14 protein-coding genes and 1 pseudogene are annotated in these 14,102 nt (G+C 45.3%); 13 read left to right on the forward strand and 2 right to left on the reverse strand.

Features of this window, described 5'->3' with window-relative positions; genetic code table 11:
* Window positions 1-31 precede the first annotated feature (31 nt).
* From ACKTT9_RS17600 to ACKTT9_RS17635, 8 genes are all read left to right on the forward strand, one after another.
* Window positions 32-1,402 (forward strand): ABC transporter substrate-binding protein, encoded by a 1,371-nt coding sequence (locus ACKTT9_RS17600; RefSeq protein ID WP_407872587.1) that lies wholly within the window; start codon window positions 32-34, stop codon window positions 1,400-1,402.
* Between the two features lie 67 nt (window positions 1,403-1,469).
* Window positions 1,470-2,351, forward strand: coding sequence for a carbohydrate ABC transporter permease (locus ACKTT9_RS17605; RefSeq protein WP_407872588.1), 882 nt, complete (start codon window positions 1,470-1,472; stop codon window positions 2,349-2,351).
* A complete protein-coding gene (locus ACKTT9_RS17610; RefSeq protein WP_407872589.1) occupies window positions 2,351-3,181 on the forward strand; it encodes a carbohydrate ABC transporter permease in 831 nt (276 codons plus the stop codon). The genes ACKTT9_RS17605 and ACKTT9_RS17610 overlap by 1 nt, the downstream gene beginning before the upstream one ends.
* A complete protein-coding gene (locus tag ACKTT9_RS17615) occupies window positions 3,181-4,398 on the forward strand; it encodes a trans-sulfuration enzyme family protein (RefSeq protein ID WP_407872590.1) in 1,218 nt (405 codons plus the stop codon). Before ACKTT9_RS17610 ends, ACKTT9_RS17615 begins: the two co-directional genes overlap by 1 nt.
* Window positions 4,364-5,566, forward strand: coding sequence for a GntR family transcriptional regulator (locus ACKTT9_RS17620; protein WP_407872591.1), 1,203 nt, complete (start codon window positions 4,364-4,366; stop codon window positions 5,564-5,566). Before ACKTT9_RS17615 ends, ACKTT9_RS17620 begins: the two co-directional genes overlap by 35 nt.
* A gap of 30 nt (window positions 5,567-5,596) precedes the next feature.
* Entirely contained in the window at window positions 5,597-6,379 is a 783-nt protein-coding gene (locus ACKTT9_RS17625) for a phytanoyl-CoA dioxygenase family protein (RefSeq protein ID WP_407872592.1), read from the forward strand.
* 184 nt (window positions 6,380-6,563) lie between these two features.
* Complete coding sequence (locus ACKTT9_RS17630; RefSeq protein WP_407872593.1) at window positions 6,564-6,911, forward strand: ArsR/SmtB family transcription factor; 348 nt, start codon at window positions 6,564-6,566, stop codon at window positions 6,909-6,911.
* 3 nt (window positions 6,912-6,914) lie between these two features.
* A complete protein-coding gene (locus ACKTT9_RS17635) occupies window positions 6,915-7,949 on the forward strand; it encodes an SDR family NAD(P)-dependent oxidoreductase (protein ID WP_407872594.1) in 1,035 nt (344 codons plus the stop codon).
* Window positions 7,950-7,990: 41 nt separating this feature from the next.
* Here the strand turns inward: ACKTT9_RS17635 and ACKTT9_RS17640 are convergent, their stop codons facing one another.
* Complete coding sequence (locus tag ACKTT9_RS17640) at window positions 7,991-8,185, reverse strand: hypothetical protein (RefSeq protein WP_407872595.1); 195 nt, start codon at window positions 8,183-8,185, stop codon at window positions 7,991-7,993.
* 200 nt (window positions 8,186-8,385) lie between these two features.
* On the opposite strand from ACKTT9_RS17640, the gene ACKTT9_RS17645 reads away from it, so the two are divergent.
* From ACKTT9_RS17645 to ACKTT9_RS17665, 5 genes and pseudogenes are all read left to right on the forward strand, one after another.
* Window positions 8,386-9,558: an FAD-dependent oxidoreductase gene (locus ACKTT9_RS17645; RefSeq protein ID WP_407872596.1), complete on the forward strand. Its 1,173-nt coding sequence runs from the start codon at window positions 8,386-8,388 to the stop codon at window positions 9,556-9,558.
* Between the two features lie 48 nt (window positions 9,559-9,606).
* Window positions 9,607-10,302 (forward strand): response regulator transcription factor, encoded by a 696-nt coding sequence (locus ACKTT9_RS17650; RefSeq protein WP_407872597.1) that lies wholly within the window; start codon window positions 9,607-9,609, stop codon window positions 10,300-10,302.
* Window positions 10,295-11,380 carry a sensor histidine kinase gene (locus ACKTT9_RS17655; protein WP_407872598.1) on the forward strand — a complete coding sequence of 362 codons (1,086 nt, stop codon included), beginning with the start codon at window positions 10,295-10,297 and terminating at the stop codon, window positions 11,378-11,380. Before ACKTT9_RS17650 ends, ACKTT9_RS17655 begins: the two co-directional genes overlap by 8 nt.
* 97 nt (window positions 11,381-11,477) lie before the next feature.
* Window positions 11,478-12,341 carry a D-alanyl-D-alanine carboxypeptidase family protein gene (locus tag ACKTT9_RS17660; protein ID WP_407872599.1) on the forward strand — a complete coding sequence of 288 codons (864 nt, stop codon included), beginning with the start codon at window positions 11,478-11,480 and terminating at the stop codon, window positions 12,339-12,341.
* Between the two features lie 43 nt (window positions 12,342-12,384).
* Window positions 12,385-12,831, forward strand: a pseudogene (locus tag ACKTT9_RS17665) (VanZ family protein); the annotation flags it as partial.
* 12 nt (window positions 12,832-12,843) lie between these two features.
* Here ACKTT9_RS17665 and ACKTT9_RS17670 read toward each other — a convergent pair.
* Window positions 12,844-14,070: an MFS transporter gene (locus tag ACKTT9_RS17670; RefSeq protein WP_407872600.1), complete on the reverse strand. Its 1,227-nt coding sequence runs from the start codon at window positions 14,068-14,070 to the stop codon at window positions 12,844-12,846.
* Window positions 14,071-14,102 lie beyond the last annotated feature (32 nt).

Genomic DNA, 14,102 nt, shown 5'->3' on the forward strand with positions numbered 1-14,102 from the left:
GAATATAACAAATTTGGGGAGGCCGTGAGATATGGGGGCAGCTGCAATAAAAGGATGGACAACTATGCTAGCCGGAGTCATGTTATTGGGGGGCTTAGCGGGGTGCAGCGGAAGCGGAAATACGAGCACTACGCCTGCGCCTGGCGGCAATACGCCGGCTTCTTCTGACGCTCCGAAAAGTACGGAGCCTGCTGCAAAACAAGTGACGCTCCAGATGATCGAAAGTCTAACAAGCCCGGAGCGCACGAAGCTGCTTCAAGATGCGATTGGACGGTTTCAGAAGGACAATCCGAACATCAAGGTTGAGCTTATTTCGCCGCCTTTCGACCAAGCAGACAATAAGATCAGGACGATGCTGGCCGCTAAGCAAGATCTCGATATTCTAGAGGTCAGGGACTTGAACATAGCCGAATATGTCAATAATGGCTACCTTGAGCCCTTGGATTCCTATGCATCAAGCTGGGCGGATAGTAAAACACTTTCCGGTACGTCCAAGGTCGTAGGCTCCACAAGCGGCAAACTTTACCTTATCGCCAATGCGCTGTATCAGAGACAAATGTTTTATCGCAAAGACTGGTTTGAAGCCAAAGGTTTAGCGGTGCCGAAAACGTGGGATGAGCTGGTGGATGCAGCCAAAAAATTGACTGATCCGAAGCAAAATCGGTACGGCTTCTCCTTCCGGGGTGGACCGGGAGCGAATGGTAATTTTGACCATATGATTTATGATTACAATGACAAAGTCATGAATCTTGACGATGCGCCATTTACGAAGGATGGCAAGTCGATCTATGGGACTCCCGAAGCCAAACAAGCGCTAGAATTGTATAAAAAGCTTTACAAAGAGGCATCGCCGCCGGACTCCATCAACTGGGGCTTCCAAGACCAGGTTCAAGCCTTTACGTCAGGCGTAACCGGTATTTTGCTGCAGGATCCTGACGTTATTAAAGTTCTTCAGGACAAAATGGACCCCAAAACCTTAGAGACGGCAGCTATGCCTCTGGGACCTAACGGCAAATCATTGGTTAGCACAGGAGCAGCAGGATGGGGGATAACCGCAAATTCCAAAAATAAGAATGAAGCATGGAAACTGATCTCCTACCTCTCAAGTCCGAAAGAAAATACGGAATTCTCCAAACAAATTGGAACAATTCCGATTCATACGTCGGCTACGGCGGATACGTTCTTCCAAACAGGGCCGTATAAAACGCTCCTGGATATGACTGCAAAAGCGGATACTTTTATTAGCTATACTCCGCCTTTCAAATATCCGGGCAATGGCAGCTGGGGAGAGCTGAGTATGAAAGGGCAGCAATCCTATTTGCTGGATAAAAAATCCGCTGACGATCTTTTGAAGGAATGGGATAAATTTTGGCTGGATCAGCAGGCAGGTATGAAAAAATAAGAAATGAAGCAGCAAGCGGCGGGCGCTCATCGCCTGCCGCTGCTGTCTTACCGGGGAGGTGTTCGACGTGAGTGCTCGGCAAAAATTCATACTCTCCAGCTTGGTGCCCGCACTGCTGCTAGTCGCTATTTTTACCTATTACCCCTTTCTCAAGGGGGTTGTTATGGCCTTTCAGGATTACAAACTATTCAATCTGAAGCAGGTGCATTTCGTCGGCATGCAAAACTTTGTTGATGCGTTCCGCGATCATCAATTTCTTGCAGCGCTGAAAAATAGCTTGTACTGGGTGTTCTTTTCGTTAATTTTTCAATTTCTTCTGGGGTTCATCCTGGCGCTGTTTTTAAATAAGAAATTTTGGGGACGAGGCGTATATCAGGGGTTTATTTTTTATCCATGGGCATTATCCGGCTTTCTCATTGGTCTTATTTGGAAATGGTTATTTAACTCACAAATCGGCGTCGTTAATGACCTCTTGCTGCGGCTAGGCCTCATTGAAGACCGAATTGGTTTCTTGTCGGATCCTAAGTGGGCGATGTCCTCTGTGATTATTGCCAATGTATGGTACGGCATCGCCTTCTTTACGATCATGCTGCTAGCTGCGCTGCAATCTATTCCTTCGGAGCTCTACGAGGCGGCGAGTATTGACGGTGCCAACAGCTACCGCAAGCTGCTTGATGTGACGATTCCGTATATTATGCCAACCATAATCGCTACGACGTTGCTGCGGGTTATCTGGATATTCAACGATCCAACGCTTATATATGGCATGACGAATGGGGGGCCGGGAGGCGCCACACACATTCTGTCTTCCTTAATGCTTAACAAAATCATCTATGACGGAGATTATGGCGCAGCTTCGGCTGTTGGCGTCATCATGATTGTGATGCTGTTTTTGTACACCGTATTTTACCTGATGGTCACGAAGTCTGAGAAGGTAGGTGACTTTTGATGAAACGTAAATTCTGGTATCGGCTCATGAAGGTTGTCTTTCTCTCTTTTTACTTCGTCCTGATGGTGTTTCCCTTATATTGGATCGTCATTACTTCCTTGAAACCACAGAAGGAAATCTTCAGTTATCCGATCCATTATTGGCCTGAGCAATTCACCTTCCAAAATTACATTAACATTTTCAAAGTGTCCAAGTTCAACGTGTATATCGCCAATAGCTTGCTTGTCTCCATTACTTCTGCACTTATTGTTATCGTGATTGCGATATGCAGCGCTTATGTGTTGGCCCGATTCCGGTTTCGGGGGCATAGGCAAATTATGCTCGGTTTCTTCATTACGCAGATGCTGCCAGGTTTCATTTCATTGGCTCCACTTTATATGATGATGTCAAATATGCATTTGCTGAATCAACGCATCTCATTAGTTTTAATGTACACGGTCATTCTCATTCCTTTTTCCACGATTATGCTGCGGGGGTTCTTTCAACGGATTCCTTCCAATTTGGAGGAAGCGGCGATGATTGACGGTTGTTCCCAGCTGTCTGCGTTAATGCGAGTCATTATTCCGATTATGATGCCGGGAATCTCCTCCATGTTCATCTTCGCTTTCGTGCAGAACTGGAATGAGCTTTTCTTGGCCGTTATGTTTATTGATAATGAATCGCTGAAAACCCTGCCGGTAGCGATGAATTCGTTTATTCTCAAATTTAATGTCGATTGGGGTTCCATGTCCGCTGGAACCGTGTTATCTGTACTTCCGACTATTCTGTTGTTCGCTCTCGCACAGCGATTTATCGTAGAGGGACTAACCCAAGGGGCGGTGAAAGGCTGATGACGATTAATGAAAAAAAATTCTCGATCGTGGCGCATGATGAACATGATGACCACCATCACGGCTCCATCAATGTTCCGATTTACCAGACAAGTTTATTTTCGTTCGATACGTATGAACAATTTAATTTAGCAAGAGTGAATGAGCAAGAAAATTTCGTGTATTCAAGAGGGAATAATCCAACTGTGCGATTCCTGGAAGACAAGCTTGCCCAGTTGGAGCAAGGGGAAAGGGCAAAATGCTTTGCATCCGGAATGGCGGCCATTTCGGCAGCGATTATGTCGATCGTAAGGTCGGGCGATCATGTGATTTGTTCCAATCAAGCCTATGGTCCGACAAGAGAATTTCTAGGGAATTATCTGCAAAAATTTGGCGTTGAAACTACTTTTGTCGATGGCAGCGACCTGGATCATTGGAAAAAAGCCGTACGGTCAAATACAAAGTTGCTGTATTTGGAGAGTCCGACGAGTATGTTTTTTCAGCTGCAGGACATCCGTGGTTGTACGGATTTGGCGGCCTCCATTGGAGCGGAAACGATTCTCGACAATTCCTGGGCGACGCCTTGTTTCCAAAATCCACTTACACTTGGGGTAGGTCTCGTCGTCCATTCCATAACGAAGTATATTTCCGGCCATAGCGATTGCTTAGGGGGCGTCGTCGTTGGTTCCAAGCGGTTGATGGACCCGCTAATGTCTACCGAATACATGTTATTCGGCGGCGTCATGACCCCACAAACAGCGGGATTGGTAATACGTGGACTCCGAACGCTGCCATTACGGATGCAGCGTCATGAATCAAGCGGGCTTAAAGTTGCGGAATACGTAAGCAGACAACGTTATGTCGCGAAAATCAATCATCCTGGATTGCCGAATCATCCTCAGTACGAACTGGCAAAAACACAGATGACTGGCACCGGCAGTTTATTTTCTTTTGAATCTCGGGAATCCGTCGACAAGCTCAGAGCCTGGGCGGATCGCATGCACTTTTTCCGGATTGGAGCCAGCTGGGGTGGATTTGAAAGTTTAATCAATGTGAATGCCTTTCATGCATTGAATGCTAAGGATCCGCAAATAGGTACACTCGTTCGACTGTACATCGGTGCAGAAGACCCTGAAGATTTAATTCAAGATTTGGATCAAGCCTGGCGATGTGTCGAGCAGAGCCCTTCTGAGGAGGAGCTATATGAGCAGAATCCGGGAATCAACCAAAAGGGATGAGCGACAGCCGCTTTATTTGCAAATTCAAGCGCATTTTAAACAGGTAATCCTCTCTGGAGAACTGGAAGTAAATAGCAAATTCCCGACGGAAAAGGAGCTGATGGAGCAATTCAAGGTTAGCCGAATGACGGTGTCCAATGCGCTAACGCAGCTCGCGAAAGATGGATGGATCTACCGCATACCGGGGAGAGGCAGCTTTGTCAGCTCGGAGTATGAAGGGAATTCGTTGGGTAAAAATTTGGACGACAACTCCAAGGACCATCCATCAGCTAATGGCAAGCATTCAGAGTTAGGCCGACATGCTTCTACGCGCAAAATGATCGGGTTAGTTCTTCCCTTTTTGGAAGATTTCTTCGCTATTCGACTTATTAGGGGAATTCAGACCGCTCTGGAAGACACCGGTTACTACTTATCCATCGTCCTTTCGCACAATCGTCAGGAGCGGGAGAAGGAAGCGATTCAGGAGTTGATTCAAAACGGGGCGGCGGGGCTTATCATTTTTCCAATTGATGCAGAAACGTACAATGAAGAAATTTTGATTTTGAAAATGAACAAATTCCCGTTCGTGCTCGTGGATCGTTTCCTGCCAGGCTTTGAAACGCATTGTGTCTGCTCGGATAATATGGTGAGCGCACAGTTGGCCGTCAATCATCTATGGGAGCTGGGGCATCGAGATATTGCCATATGCTCTGATATTTCGCTTGGCACTATGACAGTTGACGAACGGATACGGGGGTATATGGAAGCGTTGAAACAAAAAGGCTCGATGATTAATCCAGCGCTGATTGTTACTGATTTTCAGGTAAATGATACAAATTCGATTGAAAAGCATCCGCTATATCTGTTCATGAAAAATCGCACGGCAACCGCATACATTACATTGAACATGAAGTTGGGCTTATTTATGGCTGGACTTGTCAAACATTTCGGAATGAAAGTCCCGAATGATTTATCTCTTATTACCTATGACAATCCATATTCTGAGCTAACGGATGACCGTATGTTCACTCATATTGACCAGCACGAGCAGGAAATCGGTTTGAAATCGGTTGAATTACTGCTTCAACAGCTAGGTAACAAAGAAAAGATGAATGAGCCTATGAAATGGATCGTAAAATCAGCTTTAGTAAAAGGGGAATCCACAGGCCGGTTAACAGCGAAAGTCTAAGTGCGGAGAATGATAAGGAGGAGTTATCTCATGAATCCCATTTCTAGTCCAGGAGAGTTTACGGAGTTAGATCGGTTCACATTTGAATCTTGGGGCTATCTCTTGATTCCAAATGTCCTCTCACAAGAAGAAGTTAATGAATGTCTGGAGGCTTCCATTCGCTTACACCAATCAGCCGGTACCACCGGCTGGGCACAAGTGGGCAGAGGATATGAAACGGAGATATCCTTAGAGCGACTGATCGATCATCCGGCTATCCTGCCCAAAGTCAGGGCGCTTTATGGTGATCGGTTTATTATGCAGTCCGGCTGGTGTACGAAACAGCCGGCTTTCGGTGGGGTAGGCGGATGGCATCAAGACGGATCGGGTGCTTACGACTTCCGTAAGCTTGGCTATCCGATTCCCCTGCTTCAGCTGCGCGCTTCTTTTTTACTGACGGATCAGACGATCCCGCGAACCGGAAATATGGAGCTTATCCCAGGAAGCCATCGAAGCCAGGTTCAGCTGCCGGATTCGATTCGAGCGAACAGGGAAGACGTGCCAATCGGCCATGTCATCTGTGCGCCGGCAGGGTCAGTCTTATTTTTTCACAATGCAGTTTGGCACCGCACATATGCGCATGACGGTGATTATGACCGTTACACGATGCATTATATTTATAGTCCGCCGTGGGTACGTTGCTCCGACCGCTTCGCGAACAATCCAGAGTTTCTAGCGCGCACAACACCGACACGGCGTTATCTCATGGGAGAATTCGAAAGGCCGGACGCGCCTTTTGGCGCCGGCTATCCCGTGCAATTTGAGAATGAATGATGTCTGCATGATACATAATGAGAAGAGCCCAAGATGAAGTTCATCTTGGGCTTTTTACGATGAAGAAACGCATTTCATTCGTCTCGATTTACTTTCCCAATATTGCGAGAGCGCAAGCGGTAAGCTAATCTGTAGATGGTTCGAACATTCAAACCAATGTGTAAGGAGAATGGAGAATTACCCCATGGATGATTTTGAGCAATTAAATGTTATTAAAGCTGATTTCAAAGCAAGTGGCAAAGTTTTGGCTGCGATCGGTGATGAGACACGACAGCACATAATTATGGTACTGATTGCGGCGGGCTGCGAGGGTGTGCGTGTTGGTGAAATTACGGCGCAAACACATTTATCAAGACCTGCTGTGTCACATCATCTCAAAATATTGAAGGATGCAGGCATTGTCCTCGTCTACAAGGTGGCAGCCATGAACTACTACTATCTTGACTTATCCAGTTGGATTAAAAATCTTAAAATGCTTACCGTTAACATAGAAAATATGCTTCTGAAACAAAGCAGCAAAGGAGGACAATAAACGATGAGTATTGGACAAATACAAACTGTGCAAGCTGCGATTTCAGCGGAGCTTTCACCCCAATCAACGGCAAAGCAAGTACTAGGCAAGCGAGACTTAACAAATAAGGTAGCCATTGTGACCGGTGGCTATTCGGGGATTGGACTCGAAACCGTTCGAGCATTAGCTAACGCAGGTGCAACCGTCATTGTGCCTGCTCGTAAATTGGATAAGGCGCGTTCCGCGGTGAGAGGCATTCCTAATGTGGAGTTAGAGGTTCTGGACCTTATGGATCCACTCTCTATCAATGCCTTTGCAGAACGTTTTTTATCAACCGGAAGGCCGCTCCACATGTTAATCAATAGTGCTGGAATCATGGCAGCACCGCTCATGCGAGATGCAAGAGGTTATGAATCACAATTTGCCACCAATCATTTGGGCCATTTTCAATTGACTGCAAAGCTTTGGCCAGCCTTGAAAAAAGCGAACGGAGCACGGGTTGTTTCGGTTTCTTCCCGAGCACAGCGTTTAGGAGGCGTGAATTTCGAAGATCCTAACTTTGAGAAATCTGAGTATGACAAATGGAAGGCGTATGCCCAGTCCAAATCAGCGAATGTTCTTTTTGCTGTTGAGTTGGATCGCTTGGCTAAGAATTCAGGAGTCCGCGCCTTTTCGGTGCACCCTGGTTTAATTCCGACCACTGGGATAAGTAGATTTAGCGTTGATGATAAAGCACCTAAACATATGAGAGCATTGAATTCCATGGTGATAAAATTTGTTAATAAGTTTCAACTGATTAAGCTTGTCAATCTAACGAGAAAAGTAGATAAATATAAAACGATTGAACAAGGCGCGGCAACCTCCGTTTGGTGTGCCACTAGCGATACGTTAGCTGGTATGGGAGGCGTGTATTGTGAAGATTTGAATATCGCTGTTACCGTTCCAGGCGACAGTACGAAAGGTTATGGCGTACGACCATGGGCCATTGACCCTGAATATGCAACTAAGCTTTGGCAGCTCAGCGAGAAGTTAACGGGTACCAAATTTGAATGCCTCTGATTGTAGAATGAAGTAGGGAGATCGCTCACAGTTAGTTTTCCCTACTTTTGATATGAAATGTAAGAGGCAGGTTCCTCATAAAATACAAAACCATAAAGTTTTTTGTTCGGCAAATCATTCGTTTTGGTCTTGACGATCGGTTCTGTCACGTTAGTATTTTCAATTAAACCCAATCCAACAATAGCTCCTGCAAAGAAAAGACATGTGATTGCGATGACAAAATGATTCTTTTTCATGAGAGCTCTCCCTGGTACATTCTACATCGGCTGCAGGATTTGCTTGATGGTGGTTGTTTTATTGTAAACCATTTTGTATGTGAAAGTTGTAGAAACGTGTCCCGATTAAGAGAAACTACCTCGTTTATTTTCAGTTTAAAAAGCAGTCGTATACTTTGGTCAGTTGATAAACAAAATCTAACGACGAGGGGTCGATTCGTATGAACACAACAAAACAACAGCAACGTATTGCTATCGTAGGTGCAGGTCCTGGAGGACTGACGTTTGCCCGGATTTTACAACAGCATGGAATCAAAACTACCGTTTATGAACGGGAAGCATCACCTTCAAGCCGCAAACAAGGCGGTTCGTTAGATATCCATTCCGATTCTGGTCAGAAAGCACTCAGAGAAGCTGGCTTAATTGAACAATTTGAGGCACTTGCCCGATATGAAGGAGAAGATTTCAAGCTACTCGATAAATTCGGTAACCTGTATATGGATGAAGAGGCGGAGGGCGGTGAAGGGGATAGACCTGAAATCGATCGCGGGACGCTGCGGGATCTGTTGTTAGATGCTATCGACCCAGGCACCATTCAGTGGGGGCATGATTTAGTTAAGGCCATTCCTACGGATGATGGGATGCACGAACTTCATTTTCAGAATGGGCATGTGGACACCGTTCACCTTGTCGTAGCCGCAGACGGCGCATTTTCGCGTATTCGTCCGCTGCTTACAGAATCAGTTCCTGCCTACAGCGGACTAAGTATGGTTGAGCTCTATGTTGACAATGCCGCTGTCGCACATCCAGAACTGGCTGCTTTTAATCGACGCGGCAAAATGTTTGCCCTTGCGGATCATAAAGGCATATTGGGCCAGTTGAATGGAGATGGCCGAATCTGTGTATATGCGGCATTTGAAGCTGAACGCGAATGGCTGGATACATGCGGTATCCCGTTCGATCAGCCTGAAGAAGCGAAAAAGCAGCTGCTGGAGTATTTTAGCGATTGGGATGCTTCACTGACCGATTATATCCGCTCAGCAGATGGGCCAATTGTACCGAGACGTATCTATAGTCTGCCGGTTGGACTCCAATGGACGCACAAACCAGGTGTCACCCTGATTGGAGATGCCGCGCATCTGATGTCCCCTTTTGCTGGTGAAGGCGTAAATTTAGCGATGTTAGATGCCGCTGAGCTGGCGTTGTCCATCGTTCAACATGATGACTTGAACACGGCTGTTCAAGCTTACGAGGAGAAGATGTATGCTTACTCGTCCGTTTCAGCAGAGATATCCGATGCGAATCTCAAGCTTTGCTTTTCCGATGATGCTGCGCGCAAGCTGGCGGACCTGATGAACCAATACCATGAGAGGGAGAATGGGCAAATGCGCTGAATTCGGATAGAATAAGAATGAAGCATTTTAAATAGAAGAGGGATATCGATGAAACGTATTACGATTTTGGTCGCGGATGACGAGGCGGAGATTGCCGATCTGATTGCGCTGCATTTAGAAAGAGAAGGGTACCAAATCATCAAAGCGGAGGATGGCAAAGAAGCTGTCCAGGCAATTCAAACGCATTCAATAGATTTGGCTATTCTGGATATCATGATGCCGAAGTTGGATGGGCATGAGGTGACGCGGCAAATTCGTGAAAAGCATCAAATGCCGATTATTTTTCTTAGCGCCAAATCATCGGACTTGGATAAGATAACGGGATTGGTAATTGGAGCCGACGATTACATGACCAAGCCTTTCAATCCAATGGAGCTGGTCGCTCGCGTGAACGCTCATCTGCGTCGGTCCATGCAGTTAAGTCAACCCAAAGTCGATCACAACCTGCTGGAAGCAGGCGGACTGACGATTGATCCTGACAAACGGACAGTGAATCTATATGGTGAAATGATTGAATTAACACCGAAAGAATTTGACATCCTCTACCTTTTGGCGGCTCATTCCAAAAAAGTGTTTAGTGTGGAAAATATTTTCCAACACGTATGGGGCGAAGCCTTTTATGAAAGTGGCAACACCGTCATGGTGCACATCCGTACCCTGCGCAAAAAACTGGGTGAAGAAGAGAACAATAAAAACAAATGGATCAAAACCGTTTGGGGTGTGGGATATACTTTCAATGGGTAAAATGATACGAAGTTTCCGCTTCCAAATGATCGTTCTATTAGGAATGAGCATGCTTTTGTCGGGTGCTTTCACCTTCATCCTTTATAAAGTCCTTCAACTGTACTACAGCGGTGTTCGGGCTGAAGATCCTTTGGCGAAACTACGCCATTTTATCTCGAATATTGGGGATTTTAATTTCTTTCTCATCTTTTTCATCCCGCTTGCGATTGTTTGTTTCTTTTTCCTTACCAAACCTTATGCCACCTATTTTCATGAGATTTCCACAGGAATTCATCGCCTCGCTAACGGGGATTTCCAAAGTCGAGTGCATATTTCATCGAACGATGAGTTCAGAGATATTGCAGAAGATATCAATATGGCAAGTGAGAAGCTGCAAAAAGCCGTGGAGCGGGGCGATTTCGCGGAAAGCAGCAAAGATCAGCTGGTTTTGAATTTAGCGCATGATTTGCGGACACCACTAACCTCGGTCTTAGGCTATTTAGATTTTCTGCTTCAGGACAATCAATTGACGGCGGAACAAATCAGGCATTATACAACGATTGCTTTTACGAAGTCCAAACGGCTGGAGAAGCTTATTGACGAACTGTTTGAACTCACAAGAATGAATTACGGCATGCTTTCCATTGAGAAAAAGCAGATCGATCTGAGTGATCTTCTCATTCAGCTTAATGAGGAATTGTATCCTGTTTTCGAGAAAAGTCACCTGTTGGTTAGACTAAATATTGAACCGCATTTGCAAATTCGGGGTGATGGCGAGCTGTTGGCACGCGTTTTTGAAAATTTATTAACGAATGCCAATCGGTACGGAAAAGACGGCCAGTTTGTGGATATCAACTGCCATCTTGATGAAGGCGAAGCTGTCGTCCAAGTTGTGAATTATGGAGATAGTATTCCACCAGAAGAGCTGCCTCATATTTTTGACATGTTTTACACCGGTGACCGGGCTCGCACGCATCAAGGTGGAAGTACCGGACTCGGGCTTTTCATTGCCAAAAATATTGTGGAGCAGCATCAAGGAACGATATCTGCCCAAAGCAGCTTGGTTCGCACGCTCTTTGAGGTGCGTTTACCGTTTTAATGAAAGAAATTTAAGAAAAACTTTAATTTTAACCCACTTCTTTCTTAAAAAGTTTGCCCTATTCTTATGTCTAGTAAGAAGAAGGAGGAAACGAAGAATGAAGAAGTGGGTTTTTTGGCTTGTCATACTTGGACTGCTTGGATATGAAGCCATTCACCAGAAAACGGAACGTGTAATTGAAGAACAAGGGGGAGCAAAAGTTGACATGCAAGAGTCGATTCCCCAAAAGGGCGAACAAACGATTAAGATTATGAAAGATCAAATATACCAAGGGAATTTAGTCTTAATCAATAAGGATTACCCGATCCACCAAGTAGGGATTCTCACGGATGTCGTTAATCTTTTTCAACATAAAGAATTGGTCAATGGCTATGGTTTACTGGATAACACGATTCGCTTGTCACAAAGCATCGTGAAAAATTTTACCACCATGATCCAAGCGGCTGATAAAGAGGGAATTCATCATTTTATCATTAACAGCGGCTATCGGGATAACAAAGAACAAAGTAAGCTCTATAAAGATATGGGTCCGGATTATGCTTTGCCGGCGGGGAATAGCGAACACAACTTAGGTATAGCTCTTGATATTGGTTCGACGCAATCGGAGATGAGTCAAGCTCCTGAAGGGAATTGGCTGAAGAAGAATGCTGCGACCTACGGGTTTATATTGCGTTATCCCAAAGATAAAACGGCGATAACCGGCATCCAATACGAACCTTGGCATTTCCGATATGTTGGAGTGCCCCATAGCTTGATTATGCAGCAAAAGAATTTAACGTTGGAGCAGTATTTAGATTTCCTGAAACAACAACAAACAGTAACAACGACTGTTCTCGGTGTCAAATATGAAATTTCTTATCATCCGATTACAAAAAATACAACCATCCAAGTGCCAAACAAGCTTAAATACGAGCTGTCAGGGAACAACATGGATGGCGTGATTGTCACTGTATTTCTATAAATAACATTAAAACTCAGGAAAGGTGAGGATGTAAGTGAAACAGATGAAATTCTTGTATGACACTGTGCTGTCCGGGCTATTTGCCCTTTATATCTACGTGGTGTTTAAAGTGATCTTATTTAAGTTCTCTGCGGTTGACATCCCTTTCCTCTGGCATCAACTTCAGAGAAATCTCGGGAATCCGATCTATATCCGGCATCGCTTGCAAACAGCTAACTTCCGTCCATTCGAGTCCATCTCACACAATATTCAAAGTTTATCCAGCCATGACGTGATCAATTTGTACGGAAATATTTTGATATTTGTCCCTTTTGGCATTTTTCTAATGCTTCTGTTCAAAAAATCAAAGATGTCAGTGATCGGAGTAGTTTTTCGATCCTTTGCCTTAAGTTTGAGCTTGGAAAGCTCACAAGTTTTATTTGCTATCGGCAGCTTCGATGTGGACGATCTCATTTTAAATACGTTCGGCGGGTTATTGGGCTTCTGCGTATTCAAATTCATGTCAGCTGCTAGCGGCTTGATCCGGATCGGTTCCTTTCGTTTCTTTGCCGAAGAACAGAAGAACCAGTGCTCCGAATACGATGGCAATGAAGAAAATAGTAAATATCGAGGTAATGCTGTGATGTCGAGACACCAATAACCCTACAAGATAAGGACCTATGATGCCTCCGACACGTCCAAAGGATGCGGCAAAACCAACGCCTGTCGAGCGCACGCGAGTAGGGTACAGCTCAGGGGTATACGCATACATGGCTCCCCAAGCGCCAAGATTGAAAAAGGATAAGCTAATCCCTGCAGCAATCAGCATGGCTTCTGTACTGGCCGTACTGAACCAAATCGCGCTAAAAGCCGTTAACAGCAAGTAAGTGACGAGAACGAACTTACGACCGAATTTCTCAATAAAATAAGCCGCTGTGAAATAGCCGGGAAGCTGCGCTAGCGTCATGATCAGCACATATTGAAAACTTTTTACAAGACTAAAGCCCTTCAGCACCATGACAGATGGAAGCCACAGAAATATGCCGTAATAGGAGAAAACGACGACAAACCAGAGAATCCAGAGTGTAATCGTTGATTTCCGGAAATTTGCCGACCAGACGGAGGAGGCACGTTCTTTGAGCGTTAAACGGCGATTTCGTTGCTCATTAAAGCGCGGCGAATCTTGAATCGCTCTTCTTAGGTATAAGGCATATAAGGCTGGCAGTGCGCCAATGAGAAATGCCGCTCTCCAACCATATGCAGGAATAACAAAATAGGAAATTAAAGCCGCGATAATCCATCCGCATGCCCAAAAGCTTTCGAGCAGCACCACAGCCCGTCCTCTTTCTCTAGCGGAAAACGATTCAGAAACAAGTGTAGAAGCTACGGGCAGCTCACCGCCAAGACCGAATCCAGTGATGAAACGCAAGATACATAACATGATGAAACCAGTTGCGATTGCAGAAAGTCCGCTTGCGATAGAAAAAATCAGCAGTGTTACCAAAAGCACGGATCTACGGCCATAACGATCTGCACTTGCTCCGGCAACGGCTGCACCAACAGCCATTCCTATTGAATTGATGGCTGCCAACAGGCCGATTTGCTGTGCTCCCAATTTCCAATCAACAGCCAAAGCGGCGACGATAAAGGAAATAATCCCTACATCCATGGCATCGAATAACCAGCTTATCCCCGCGCTGAAAAGTAATTTGCGTTTTGCCGGGTCCTGCAGCATTGTTGATTTATTCATGTGCGTATATGGCTCCCATCCTCAGACTGTTA

It is taken from the genome of Paenibacillus sp. P36 (genome assembly GCF_045866505.1).
In the GTDB taxonomy this organism is placed as follows: domain Bacteria; phylum Bacillota; class Bacilli; order Paenibacillales; family NBRC-103111; genus Paenibacillus_E; species Paenibacillus_E chondroitinus.

What these genes read in the sequence shown, in the direction of transcription:
- ACKTT9_RS17615 (WP_407872590.1), top strand. Translation starts at nt 3,181, where the DNA reads ATGACGATTAATGAAAAAAAATTCTCGATCGTGGCGCATGATGAACAT.
- ACKTT9_RS17645 (WP_407872596.1), top strand. Translation starts at nt 8,386, where the DNA reads ATGAACACAACAAAACAACAGCAACGTATTGCTATCGTAGGTGCAGGT.
- ACKTT9_RS17670 (WP_407872600.1), bottom strand. Translation starts at nt 14,070, where the DNA reads ATGAATAAATCAACAATGCTGCAGGACCCGGCAAAACGCAAATTACTT.
- ACKTT9_RS17630 (WP_407872593.1), top strand. Translation starts at nt 6,564, where the DNA reads ATGGATGATTTTGAGCAATTAAATGTTATTAAAGCTGATTTCAAAGCA.
- ACKTT9_RS17620 (WP_407872591.1), top strand. Translation starts at nt 4,364, where the DNA reads ATGAGCAGAATCCGGGAATCAACCAAAAGGGATGAGCGACAGCCGCTT.
- ACKTT9_RS17660 (WP_407872599.1), top strand. Translation starts at nt 11,478, where the DNA reads ATGAAGAAGTGGGTTTTTTGGCTTGTCATACTTGGACTGCTTGGATAT.
- ACKTT9_RS17640 (WP_407872595.1), bottom strand. Translation starts at nt 8,185, where the DNA reads ATGAAAAAGAATCATTTTGTCATCGCAATCACATGTCTTTTCTTTGCA.
- ACKTT9_RS17650 (WP_407872597.1), top strand. Translation starts at nt 9,607, where the DNA reads ATGAAACGTATTACGATTTTGGTCGCGGATGACGAGGCGGAGATTGCC.
- ACKTT9_RS17635 (WP_407872594.1), top strand. Translation starts at nt 6,915, where the DNA reads ATGAGTATTGGACAAATACAAACTGTGCAAGCTGCGATTTCAGCGGAG.
- ACKTT9_RS17655 (WP_407872598.1), top strand. Translation starts at nt 10,295, where the DNA reads ATGGGTAAAATGATACGAAGTTTCCGCTTCCAAATGATCGTTCTATTA.
- ACKTT9_RS17600 (WP_407872587.1), top strand. Translation starts at nt 32, where the DNA reads ATGGGGGCAGCTGCAATAAAAGGATGGACAACTATGCTAGCCGGAGTC.
- ACKTT9_RS17625 (WP_407872592.1), top strand. Translation starts at nt 5,597, where the DNA reads ATGAATCCCATTTCTAGTCCAGGAGAGTTTACGGAGTTAGATCGGTTC.
- ACKTT9_RS17610 (WP_407872589.1), top strand. Translation starts at nt 2,351, where the DNA reads ATGAAACGTAAATTCTGGTATCGGCTCATGAAGGTTGTCTTTCTCTCT.